The following is an 11,299-nucleotide window of genomic DNA, read 5'->3' as shown; positions in this document are numbered from 1 at the left end:
CGGCGCCGGGGCCGGTGCCGGAGCCGGAGCGGCCTTGGGGGCGGCGGCGAGCATCTCCGCCGGAATCTCCTCGCCCGGCGCGCCGATGATGGCGGCGGTGGTCATCACGGGAACCTCCACGCCCGCTGGAGTGACGATCTTGAGGATCGTCCCCTCGAACTGGGATTCGACGTCGAGCACCGCTTTGTCGGTTTCCACCTGGAAGAGCACATCTCCCTTCTTGATCGCATCGCCCTCCTTGACCTGCCAGGAGGCGATGGTCACGGTCTCCTCGGACTGGCCGAGTTTCGGAACCGGTATCTTGGTAGCCATAATTCAGGACCTCACATTCTTCAGTAAAGTTTCCGGACCGCGGCGATGATCTCGTCGACGCTCGGCAGGAACGCCTTCTCGAGCGAATACGCCTGCGGCGCGATGCCGTTCTTCGCACCGACCTTGAGCACCGGGGCGTCGAGCGAGTCGAAGCAGTTCGCGGTGACCTGCGAGACGATCTCGCCGGTGAAGCTGCCGATGTCGACGCACTGGCTGAGCGCGATGCAACGGCCGGTTTTGCGGACCGATTCGAAGACCGTCTCCCAGTCGAACGGCACCAGCGTGCGCGGGTCGATGATTTCGACGCTGATCCCCTCTTCGGCCAGCTTGTCGGCGGCTTTGACCGCGTCGGCGACTGCCGGACCCCAGCTCACGATGGTGACGTCGGAGCCTTCGCGGACCACGTTCGCCACGCCGAAGGGAACGGTGTAGTCCTCTTCCGGAACCACTCCCTTGACGTTGTAGAGCAGCTGACCTTCGACGAACACCACCGGATTGTTGGTGCGGATCGCGGTTTTGATCATGCCCTTGGCGTCATAGGGGTTCGACGGGTAGGCGACGTAGGTGCCGGGAATATGCGCGAACATCGATTCGAGCGACTGCGAGTGCTGCCCGCCGTACCCCTTGCCGCCGCCGACGCTGCACCGGATCACCAGCGGAACCTCGGTCGAGGCGCCGGTCATGTAGTGCCACTTGGCGGCCTGGTTGGAGATCTGGTCGGAGGACATCAGGGCGAAGTCCATGTACATGAGCTCCGCGATCGGCCGGTAGCCGGTCATCGCCATGCCGACTGCGGTGCCGCAGATGCACGCTTCGGAGATCGGGGTGTTGAAGACCCGGTCGCGGCCGAAGGTGTCGATCATCCCCTTGGAGAGCTTGAAGGCGCCGCCATATTCGGCCACGTCTTCGCCGAAGAGCACCACGCGCCGGTCGCGGAGCATCTCTTCGACGATGCCCTCCTTGATCGCGTCCTTGTAGGTGGTAAGACCGTTGGCGTCCCGCTTGGCGCGCGGCGCGGGGTCGTCGACCTTGACGCTGGCGGCGGCGTATTCCTCCGGAACCACATCACTGGTGCCGTCGGTGTACATGTACTTGATCACGTCGGCCGGATCCGGGTCCGGGGCGTCGGCGGCGCGGCGGGCGGCGCGGGCGTTGCGCGCGGCGACCTTCTCCTCGAGCGCCTTGAGCTCCTTCTCGGTCATGATCTTCGCTTCGAGCAGGTTCCGGCGGAAGGTTTCGACCGGGTCGACCTCCTTCCAGCGCGCCTCCTCCTCGCGGGTGCGGTATTCGTTGCGCGGGTCGCTGAGCGAGTGGCCGTAGTAGCGGTAGGTGTCGAACTCGAGCAGCACCGGGCCTTCGCCCTTTTCGACGATCTCCCGGGCGCGGACGATCGCGTCGCGCACCGCCATGATGTCCATGCCGTTGACCACTTCGGCGTGCATGTTGTCGTTGTCGAACCCGGCGGCACGGCGGGCCAGATGGTCGACGCCGGTCACTTCGCCGTCGGCGCGGCCGGTCATGCCGTAATGGTTGTTGATCAGGCAGTAGATGATCGGCAGGCCGAACTTGGTCTTCGCCAGCGGTCCGTTGAACTGATCCTGGCTGGCCCAGTTGAGCGATTCGAGCACGACGCCGTTGGAGTAGGCGCCGTCACCGGCGAAGGAGCAGACCACGCGCCCCTTCATCTTCTCGTCGATGCGGCAGGTCATCGCCGCTCCGGTGGCGATCGGAATGCCGCCGCCGACAATCGCATTCGCGCCGAGGTGTCCGACGCGGAAGTCGGCGATGTGCATACCGCCGCCGCGCCCCTTGCCGTAACCGGCCTCCTTGCCGAAGAGTTCGGCGATGGTGCGGAAGATGTGATCCTCCATGACCGCTTCGCGCAGCTCCTCGCCGGAGAGGGCGGCGAATTCAGGACAGCGGGCGTGCAGCTCCTCTTCGCTCATGTGTTTGATCGCGTGGAACCCCTTGGCGATCGAGTCGCCGTGACCGCGGTGGGTGCTGGTGATGAGGTCGGTGATCGCCAGTTCGGAGCAGACTCCGGCGGCGGTCGCCTCTTGGCCGATCGACAGGTGGGTCGGGCCGCGGTATTCGTAGTCGCTGATGATTTCGTAGGCGCCGGTGCGGCACTTGAGGATCATCTCTTCGAATTCGCGGATCACCAGCATCGATTCATACAGTTCGGCCGCTTCGGCCTTGGAGATCTTCTTCGCCTTGTACTCTCCGGCGAGCGTGCCGTCGTAGGCGTACGCCGGGATCGGTTTGAACTTGAGCGTCGTCTTGCGGAAGTTCGGGCCGAGGTCGCTGAAGTAGTTGTTTGCCATTTCCTTTTTTCCCTTTCCAGAAGATTCTATGAATAATGTTACTGGGTAACCACTTCGATTTTGTTCCGTTTGAGCAGCCGGGCGAACTCCGGCGGCAGGCCGCGGTCGGTGATGACGATGTCGAGGTCGCGTAGGGAGCCGCTTGCAACCAGGGAGGCGCAGCCGAACTTCCCGGAATCGGCCAGCAGAATCGACTTGTGCGCCCGGCGCAGCATCAGCTTCTTGGTGTACGCTTCGCCCGGATCGGTGGTGGAGAGCACGTCCGCCGTGATGCCGATGGTGCCGAAGAACGCCTTGTCGATGTGGAGCGCTTCGCCCACCGGCGCGGTGAGCGGGCCGACCAGCGTGCGCGAAATCGGCCGGAACTCTCCCCCCAGCAGGATCAGCCGGTGGCCGCTCTCCATCAGCTCCGCCGCCGCCATCAAGGAATTGGTGACGATCGTGAGATGGCGCCGCGCCCCCAGCCGCCGGGCGAGGGCGAGCACGGTGCTGCCGCCGTCGAGATAGATGGAGTCGTTCTCTTCGATGAGTTCGAGAGCGCGTTCGGCGATGCGCTCCTTTTCTCCGGCGCGGCGGCCGGTCTTCTCGTGAAACAACGGCTCCACCCGGCCGTGCTGCATCCGGACCGCTCCGCCGTGCACGCGCATGGCCAGCGCCCGCTGTTCGAGCGACTGGAGATCCCGCCGGACCGTCGCTTCGGAAACCTGAAGTTCCGCGGCGAGTTCAGCGATGGTGCGCACGCCGTCGCCGAGCGCGGCGAGGATTCGCTCCTCGCGCTCCGGTGAAAGCAGTTTGCGTGAACTGGTGTTTTTTTCTGTCATGATGACATAATTTAATCACATATTTTCGAATTTGCAAGTTTTTGAAAGAATTTGAAAGAAAAAATCACAAGTTCCCCCTGTTCCCTGCGGAGAGCAGGGCAGAGCAACCGGGGATTCCGCCGTTACGGCAGGGTGCGGGCGAGTTCGGCGAGCCGCCCCAGATCGAGTTTGCCGCTGCCGAGGAGCGGCAGGGCGGGAATCCGGATGAAGTCCTCCGGCTTGGGAATCCAGAGATTCGGCAGTTTCTGTTCGCGGAGTCGGGCGACGATTTCGGCCGAGTCGAAATCCTCCGGCGTGTAGAAGACCACCAGCCGTTCTCCCCGCCTGGGGTCGCTCCGGCCGGTGACGGCGACCTCCCGCTCCTCGCTGCCGCGGATGGCGGCGATCGCCTCTTCGACCAGCTCGTGCGGAACCATTTCGCCGCCGATCTTGCTGAAGCGCGAGGCGCGCCCGGTGATGTAGACGTAACCGGACTCGTCGATGCGGGCGATGTCGCCGGTGTCGTAATAGCCGTCTCGGATCACCCGGGCGGTCAGCTTGGGGTCGTTGAGGTAGCCTTTCATGACGATGCCGCTTTTCACCTGAAGTCTCCCCGGCCGGTCCGGGCCGAGTTCGACGCCGGTCTCAGGATCGACCACCCGCGCGTGGATTCCCGGCAGCGGCGTGCCGATGCTGCCCGGGTGGTCGGCGTGGCGGCCGAGGCGGAAGATCGAATTGCACAGATTGATCGTGACGATCGGCGAGAGTTCGGTGCAGCCGTATCCTTCGATGATCTCCAGACCGGTCATCTCGTGGAAGCGGGCGGCGAGTTCCGGCCGGAGCTTCTCCGCGCCGGTGATGACCAGCCGGAGCGAACGCAGGTCGCCGGCCTTCGCCTTGCGCAGGTAGTTCTGCAGGAAGGTCGGCGTCGCGGTGAGCAGCGTCACCTTGTATTCGGCGATCGCCTTGACCGTCGTGGCCGCGTCGAGCGGATTCGGCACGTAGATCACCGGAGTTCCGGAGAGGGCGGGGAAGGCGAACAGCACGGTGAAACCGTAGGCGTGGAAGAGCGGCAGGTTGCCGAGCACCCGGTCGAGGTTGCGCTGCCAGACGATCACCCGCCAGAAGGCCCAGAGGTCGCAGTTGATGTTGCGGTGGGTGAGCATGACCGCTTTCGGGCGCCCGGTCGAACCGCTCGAGAAGAGCAGAACCGCTTCATGCCGCACGTTGAATCCGGAGAGCGGCGCGAAGTGCCGCACCAGCATCCGGCGGGGAAGCAGAATGGCGAGCAGCAGGACGCGCCGCTTCTCTTCGGGCGTGACCTGTTTTGCGACATCTTCGAGGAAGAGCATCTCCGGCGTCGGTTTCCAGCCGAGTTTTTCGAGGAACTTCCGGCTGGTGAGGATGTGCCGGATTCCGGCGCGCCGGGCGGCTTCGAGGGCGACCTCCGCGCCGGCGCTGAAGTTGATGACCGCCGGCGTCCGGTCGGCGAACTGCACCCCCAGCATCAGCGCCGTCATGATCGAACAGTTTGGCAGCAGTACGCCGACATAGCCGGAACCAGCTTCGTCGAGTTCCCGGATCCGGCGGGAGAGGAGCAGGCTCCGCACCAGCAGTTCGAAGTTGCGCACCGCAGTTCCGTCGGCATCGCGGAAGGTGCTCCGGAAGGGGTGTCGCTTCGCCTGAAACGCGAAGGCGGTGTGGATCGGCACCTCGCCGGGCTGGGGGCCGGTCTCCGCTTCCGCGCCGAGTTCGGAGATCTTCTGGCGGAGCTGGAACGCGGAGAGTTCCGGCGGAATCGGTCCGCCGACCGTGACCCGGAACTGCACCGGAAAGCGGAGCGGCCGCTGAAACCGGAACTTCTTCCGGTAGACCGTGAGCAGCCGGCCGTGCAGCATGCCGATGCGGACCGGCAGGATCGAAACCTGAATTCCCGGCGGCAGCAGCGGCGCCGCGCCGGAACGGAAACGCATCAGCACGCCGTTGCCGGAGATGCCCCCCTCCGGGAAGAGGCAGAGCACGCCGCCCTGCCGGAGCTCCTCTCGGCCGCGTTCGAGGAAGCGCCTCATCGCCTTCGGCCGCCGCTGGTCCGGCACCCGGATCACGCCGAGGTACCAGAAGAGGAAGCGCAGCAGCGGCAGTGCGTCGATCACCTCCTGCCGGATCATGAACCGGACCGGCCGGGGCGTCAGCGACTGAATCAGCAGGAGATCGATCAGCGAAACGTGATTCGCCACCAGCAGAACCGGTCCGGAGGCGGGGATGTTCTCCTTCCCGTCGGGCCGCAGCCGGAGCAGCGTGCAGCGCAGGAGCAGGAGGATCAGCCGCAGCGTCAGCGCCGGATTCAGAAAGAAGATCAGCATCCCGGCGATCAGGATGAGTTCCACGGCGAATACGGCGGACGAGCTCCAGGACATACTCTACTCCAGATGTTGCAACAGGGATTGAAACGTTTCGAGATCGGGGCAGTTGAGGAAGGGGTTCTCCCGTTTTTCCTCGCCCAGCGTGCGGAACGGCACCGGGCCGTAGTCGTGCCCGGAATAGACGACGAGACGATCGTCCAGCGGAAGGATCTTCCGGGTGAGCGACCGGTACATGTCGCGCGACCGGCAGAAGCCGATGCAGCCGACGAACAGCACGTCTCCGGTGAAAAGCGCCGAATTGTCGGTGAGCCGGTAGCAGACCGAATCGCGCGAGTGGCCGGGGGTGAAGAGCGCTTCGATTCCGGCGTCGCCGAAGGGGAGAACCTGCCGGTCCCGCAGATGGAACTTCCCCGCCATCGGATTGGTGGGGTGAGCGACGACCGGGGCGGGGAAGAACCCTTCCGCTTCGCCGAGCGCCTGATGGTGGTCGAGGTGACCGTGGGTGAGCAGAATGTAGCGCGGCACGATCGCTCCGGCCGCTTCGACCGCGCGGCGGATGATCTCCGCGTCGCCGGTCGGATCCACCAGGGCGGCGTCGCCGTTCTCCGCCGTCACCAGATAGGAGAAGTTGTGGTCGAATCCGCCTACCGCGAGCTGCCGGACCTGAAATTCCATGGTTCAGTACTCCCCCGTCGCCAGCGCGAGCGCCGCATAGTCGCCGATCTTTTCGCCGAGCTGTGCCGGCACGACCCGGCAGTGGGCCGCCGCCGCCGGAATCGCCTCGCTCCGGAGGTTCTCCTCCATCGCCGGACGGATCCACGTTTCCGAGCGGGCGAAGATGCTGCCGATGACGATCCGTTCCGGATTGAGCAGATCGACCAGAAGGGCGAGGCCGCGCCCGAGCCAGCTGCCGCACTCGGAATAGATCGCGCGTGCGAGAGGATCCCCTTCGTCGGCGGCGATGCCGACCGTCTTTGCGGTAATATTCGGCAGGTCGGCCTGCGTGGGGCACCAGGGAACCCTTTCGCCGCGCTGGAGCGCCTCCTTCGCCCGCACGGCGGCGAGCTGAGCGATGCCGCCGCCGGAGCAGAACCCTTCGAAGGAGCCCGCTTTGCCGAAGCCGACCGGACCGAACGGGGCGAGGCGGATGTGGCCGCACTCCCCGGCGAGGTCGCAGCCGCCGGAGTAGAGACGCCCGTCGAGGATCAGCCCGGCGCCGAGACCGGTGCCGAAGGTGAGGAAGATGAGCGATTGAACCGCTTTTCCCGCCCCGTACTTCCATTCGGCGACCGCTCCGGCGTTGGCGTCGTTCTGAAGCCGGACCGGGCAGGGGAAACGCTCCGCGACCATGGCGCAGATCGGGACATTGTCCCACCCCGGCAGATTCGGCGGGGACTGAATGATGCCGCGGCGGCTGTCGAGCGGCCCGCCGCAGGAGATGCCGACGCCGTGGAGGTCGCCGGGCCGGCGTCCGGCCTGCCGGAGCGCCTCCAGCCCCAGGCGGCAGAGCTTTTCAATGCATTCGCCGGGCGTGGCGCATTCGCGGGTGGCAAACTGGGTGCGGCTGAGCGGTTCAGGCTCTCCGCCGTCGCGGATGGCTCCGAGGATGGCGGCGCATTTGGTGCCGCCGATGTCGAAGCCGAGCAGGTATTTCTGAGTCATATCGAGAGTTCCCGGATTGGCTGAGTTGTTTTATCACATTATATTGTACCGCCGGAATCGGACTTTTTCAACCGGCGGTCGGGAGGAAGAGTCGCTATTCATGGAGAATCTTATCCGGCCGCCTTGAAAATCGGCAAAACTGTGATATATTCAATTGTTTATTATGGATTCTGTCTTGAAACCCGGGCCGGCGATTCGGATGCGGGAGTGTTGCGGAAAACAACGAAATCCAAGGAGTTGATAAAATGGCTGTTCCGAAAAGAAAAACCTCGAGAATGAAGAAGCGTCAGCGCAAGGCCGCCAACCGCTACGAAGGCGTCCAGGCGAACTTCTGCACCAACTGCTCCGCGCCGGCGGAGCCGCACCGGGTCTGCCCCTCCTGCGGCTGCTACAACGGCAAGCAGGTTCTCAACGTCGAAGCGTAAGCACGGTTTGCGGGCCGGAGACGCCTTCGTCGAAACAAATTGAGGCGTGTCGGAGAAGATGAAGATTGCCGTTGATGCCATGGGCGGAGACTACGCCCCGGGGGTGGTGGTCGAAGGACTCGCCATCGCCCTGACCGATTTCCCCGAATATGATTTCGTGCTGGTCGGGCATGCGGAAAAACTGGCGTTTTATCTGGAGAAGTACGGCATTGCGGGGAATCCCCGGGTGACGGTGGTCCATGCCGCGTCGGTCTGCGAGATGTCGGAGCCTTCCGCCATCTCGTTGCGCGCCAAGCGGGATTCTTCGATCACCGTCTGCGCCCGTCTTCTCAAAGAGAAGAAGGTCGATGCGATGGTGACGCCGGGGCACACCGGAGCCACCGTGGCGGCGACCAAGGTGCTGGTGCGGACTCTGCCGGGGATCGACCGGCCCGCGCTGGCGGCGAGTCTTCCCTCCCGCGAAGGGCGTTTCATCCTGATGGATGCCGGCGCCAATCCGGACTGCACGCCGGTCAATCTCGTGCAGTTCGCCGTGATGGGGGAGATCTACGCCCAGTACCTCTTCCATCTGGAGCGCCCCCGGGTCGGCCTGCTCAGCGTCGGCGGGGAGGACATCAAGGGGTGCGAACTGACGAAGGAGTCGTTCCGGCTGCTGGAAGAGGTGCCGATCAATTTTGTCGGCAATGTGGAGGCGGATGTCGTCTTTGAGGGGGCGTCCGACGTTTTGATCAGTGACGGATTTGCCGGCAATGTTCTGCTCAAGGGCGTGGAGGGGCTGGCGAAGTCCACCATGTTCTGGCTGAAACGGGTGCTGACCAAGAATGCGCTGCGCATTGTCGGAGCTATTCTGGCCAAGAATGCGTTCCGCGAACTCAAGGCGTTCGGCGATGCCGACGATATCGGCGGAGCTCCGCTGCTGGGCATCAACGGGATCTGCATCATCGGGCATGGGTCATCCAGTCCGAAGGCGGTCCGCAATGCCATCCGGGTTGCCGGGGAGTGTGTGTCGTTCGGGCTCAATGAGCGGATTGTTGCGAAAATCAATGAGGCGGGTTGCACCACCGCCGAGCTGGAAAAGAAAATTGCGGACGGCAAGTCCAGAAAATAACCATTCACACGCCGGGGAGCGTAAATGAGCATCAGAATTGCAGGTACCGGGTCGTATGTCCCTGATAAGGTGTTGACCAACGCCGATTTGGAAAAGATGGTGGAAACCAGTGACGAGTGGATTCGCACCCGCACCGGCATCCAGGAACGGCGGATTGCCGCTCCGGATCAGGCGACCAGCGATATGGCGTACATCGCCGGATCGCGGGCGCTGGAGATGGCCGGGGTCAAGGGGGAGGAGCTTTCCGCCATCATTGTGGCAACCATCACTCCTGATCATGTGTTTCCCGGAACCGGCTGTCTGCTGCAGAAGCGTTTCGGAGCGCCCGGCGCGTTCTGCTTCGATCTGGAAGCGGCCTGTTCCGGGCTGCTGTATTCGCTCGAAGTGGCCTATTCGCTGATGCGGGTGAACCGCAAATACAAATATGTGCTCGTCTGCGGTGCGGAGAAGCTCTCCTGCATCACCGACTGGACCGACCGCAACACCTGCGTGCTCTTCGGCGACGGTGCCGGAGCGGTTCTGCTGGAAAATGTCGATGACGACCAGCCGGGCTGCGTGCTGGCCAGTGACCTTCACGCCGACGGCAACTACGGCGACATTCTGCTGATGCCGGCCGGCGGCAGCCGGATGCCCGCTAGCGAGGAGAGTGTCCGTGAGCGGATGCACTCGATCCGCATGGCCGGCAAGGAGACCTTCAAGCTGGCGGTTCCCTCGATGGTCAGCGCCAGCCGGAAGGTGCTGGAAGAGGCGGGCGTCGCTCCCTCGGAAGTCAAGCTGGTGATCCCGCATCAGGCCAATCAGCGGATCATTCACGCGGTCGCTCAGCGGCTCGACGTGCCGGAGGAGCGGGTGTACGAGAACATCAGCCATTACGGGAACACCTCTGCCGCGTCGATCGGCATCTGCCTCGACGAGGTGGTGCGGAACGGGCTGATCGAGCGTGGCGACTATGTTCTGCTGACCGCGTTCGGCGGCGGCCTGACCTGGGGCGCACTGCTGCTGAAATACTGACGGGCATCGTGCCCGAAGCGCACGCCTCCCGCCGGGAGGCGTGATTCCACTTTTCCGTGACTTGAAAAAGGGCGGATTGTGTGATATAGTATATCATTGTTGCAGTTAACCTGCATTTCTGGAACCTCAGTCCTGCAAGCGGACTGAAGCGGCGGCGGAAATTCTGCTGCGGCTGCGCCACGAGGTTTATCTTGAAGAGAACGCTTTCGCCGAATCGGACGGAGCGTTTTCTGCTGATCGGCCTCTTTCGCGCCCGGCTCCGGGGATGCGAAAACAATGGAACAAATCCAATGGAAGAGGCAAAGCACATTTGTGTGTATTCCGGCAGTGCGCATCCGGAGCTTTCACAGCAGATTGCGAACTATCTCGGCATCAGCCTGGGCAAGGTGCACCTGACCCATTTCCCTGACGGCGAGATCTTCGTGCAGTTCGAAGAGAACGTCCGGCGGGCCGATGCATTTCTGATTCAGCCCACCTGCAAACCGCCGAATGACAACCTCATGGAGCTGCTGATCATGATCGACGCCGCCCGCCGGGCGAGCGCCGCGCGCATCACCGCTGTGCTTCCCTTCTTCGGTTACGCCCGGCAGGACCGCAAGGACAAGCCGCGGGTTCCGATCACCGCCAAGCTCGTGGCGAATCTGCTGACCGTTGCCGGTGCGGACCGGATCATTACGATGGACCTTCATGCCCAGCAGATTCAGGGCTTCTTCGACATTCCGGTGGACCATCTTTACGCCCGTCCGGTGCTGGTGCCCTACCTGAAGAAACTGATCGGCAACAACGGTGTCGTGGTCGCGCCCGACTCGGGCAGCGCCAAGATGGCGATGAACTACGGCGACATGCTCGAAGCGGGATTCGCCGTGGTGACCAAGCGGCGGATCAATGCGACGACGGTGGCGTCGAGCCATCTGGTCGGCGACGTCAAGGACCGCATCTGCGTCATCACCGACGACCTCACCAGCACGGCGGGGACCCTCTGCGCGGCGGCGAAGATTCTCAAGGCGAACGGGGCGGCGAAGGTCTACTGCGCGGTCTCGCACTGCCTGCTTTCGGACATCGGCAAGGAGAAGCTGCTGGCCACGCCTGAAATCGAGCAGGTGATCACCACCGACGCGGTTCCGATTGTCGACGACCTCGGCGGCAAGATCAAGGTGGTCAGCATCGCTCCGCTGCTCGGCGAGGCGATCCGGCGCATTCACGACGGCAAGTCGGTTTCTTCGCTGTTCTATATCAATCACTAAGCATTAAAGCAACGCAAAGCTCATAAAATTACCAAGAAACAAGAAAGGAA

General features: G+C 63.5%; 10 protein-coding genes. 4 read left to right on the top strand and 6 right to left on the bottom strand.

Features of this window, described 5'->3' with window-relative positions; translation table 11 throughout:
- The 6 genes from ACMLHG_RS12585 to ACMLHG_RS12560 form a co-directional block, all read right to left on the bottom strand.
- Window positions 1-312: biotin/lipoyl-containing protein (locus ACMLHG_RS12585; protein WP_417170706.1), on the bottom strand; the 312-nt coding region annotated here is incomplete at its 3' end.
- A 20-nt stretch (window positions 313-332) separates the two neighbouring features.
- Window positions 333-2,636 carry an alpha-ketoacid dehydrogenase subunit alpha/beta gene (locus ACMLHG_RS12580; RefSeq protein ID WP_417170705.1) on the bottom strand — a complete coding sequence of 768 codons (2,304 nt, stop codon included), beginning with the start codon at window positions 2,634-2,636 and terminating at the stop codon, window positions 333-335.
- A 38-nt stretch (window positions 2,637-2,674) separates the two neighbouring features.
- Window positions 2,675-3,457, bottom strand: a complete 783-nt coding sequence (locus ACMLHG_RS12575; protein WP_417170704.1) for a DeoR/GlpR family DNA-binding transcription regulator — start codon at window positions 3,455-3,457, stop codon at window positions 2,675-2,677.
- A gap of 122 nt (window positions 3,458-3,579) precedes the next feature.
- Window positions 3,580-5,853: an AMP-binding protein gene (locus ACMLHG_RS12570; RefSeq protein ID WP_417170703.1), complete on the bottom strand. Its 2,274-nt coding sequence runs from the start codon at window positions 5,851-5,853 to the stop codon at window positions 3,580-3,582.
- A 3-nt stretch (window positions 5,854-5,856) separates the two neighbouring features.
- Window positions 5,857-6,474 carry an MBL fold metallo-hydrolase gene (locus tag ACMLHG_RS12565; protein ID WP_294433334.1) on the bottom strand — a complete coding sequence of 206 codons (618 nt, stop codon included), beginning with the start codon at window positions 6,472-6,474 and terminating at the stop codon, window positions 5,857-5,859.
- A 3-nt stretch (window positions 6,475-6,477) separates the two neighbouring features.
- The gene (locus ACMLHG_RS12560) at window positions 6,478-7,461 is read right to left on the bottom strand and encodes an ROK family protein (protein ID WP_417170702.1); all 984 of its coding nucleotides are present in this window, start codon (window positions 7,459-7,461) and stop codon (window positions 6,478-6,480) included.
- A gap of 245 nt (window positions 7,462-7,706) precedes the next feature.
- Here ACMLHG_RS12560 and rpmF point away from each other — a divergent pair, with 245 nt between their 5' ends.
- From rpmF to ACMLHG_RS12540, 4 genes are all read left to right on the top strand, one after another.
- On the top strand, window positions 7,707-7,886 hold the full coding sequence (rpmF, locus tag ACMLHG_RS12555) for a 50S ribosomal protein L32 (protein ID WP_294433336.1): 180 nt from the start codon (window positions 7,707-7,709) through the stop codon (window positions 7,884-7,886).
- 58 nt (window positions 7,887-7,944) lie between these two features.
- Window positions 7,945-8,994 carry a phosphate acyltransferase PlsX gene (gene plsX, locus ACMLHG_RS12550; protein WP_294433337.1) on the top strand — a complete coding sequence of 350 codons (1,050 nt, stop codon included), beginning with the start codon at window positions 7,945-7,947 and terminating at the stop codon, window positions 8,992-8,994.
- Between the two features lie 24 nt (window positions 8,995-9,018).
- A complete protein-coding gene (locus ACMLHG_RS12545) occupies window positions 9,019-10,005 on the top strand; it encodes a beta-ketoacyl-ACP synthase III (protein WP_295808537.1) in 987 nt (328 codons plus the stop codon).
- 191 nt (window positions 10,006-10,196) lie between these two features.
- The gene (locus ACMLHG_RS12540) at window positions 10,197-11,249 is read left to right on the top strand and encodes a ribose-phosphate diphosphokinase (RefSeq protein WP_417170701.1); all 1,053 of its coding nucleotides are present in this window, start codon (window positions 10,197-10,199) and stop codon (window positions 11,247-11,249) included.
- The last annotated feature ends 50 nt before the right edge of the window (window positions 11,250-11,299 follow it).

The sequence above is a fragment of the Victivallis sp. genome (genome assembly GCF_048170485.1).
Lineage (GTDB): Bacteria > Verrucomicrobiota > Lentisphaeria > Victivallales > Victivallaceae > Victivallis.
The sequence above is the reverse complement of the archived record's forward strand: the minus strand, read 5'-3'. Positions and strand labels throughout refer to the sequence as shown.

Excerpts from the sequence above, each read along its gene's own strand:
- ACMLHG_RS12580 (WP_417170705.1), bottom strand. The coding sequence starts at position 2,636 with ATGGCAAACAACTACTTCAGCGACCTCGGCCCGAACTTCCGCAAGACG.
- ACMLHG_RS12575 (WP_417170704.1), bottom strand. The coding sequence starts at position 3,457 with ATGACAGAAAAAAACACCAGTTCACGCAAACTGCTTTCACCGGAGCGC.
- ACMLHG_RS12570 (WP_417170703.1), bottom strand. The coding sequence starts at position 5,853 with ATGTCCTGGAGCTCGTCCGCCGTATTCGCCGTGGAACTCATCCTGATC.
- ACMLHG_RS12565 (WP_294433334.1), bottom strand. The coding sequence starts at position 6,474 with ATGGAATTTCAGGTCCGGCAGCTCGCGGTAGGCGGATTCGACCACAAC.
- ACMLHG_RS12560 (WP_417170702.1), bottom strand. The coding sequence starts at position 7,461 with ATGACTCAGAAATACCTGCTCGGCTTCGACATCGGCGGCACCAAATGC.
- rpmF (WP_294433336.1), top strand. The coding sequence starts at position 7,707 with ATGGCTGTTCCGAAAAGAAAAACCTCGAGAATGAAGAAGCGTCAGCGC.
- plsX (WP_294433337.1), top strand. The coding sequence starts at position 7,945 with ATGAAGATTGCCGTTGATGCCATGGGCGGAGACTACGCCCCGGGGGTG.
- ACMLHG_RS12545 (WP_295808537.1), top strand. The coding sequence starts at position 9,019 with ATGAGCATCAGAATTGCAGGTACCGGGTCGTATGTCCCTGATAAGGTG.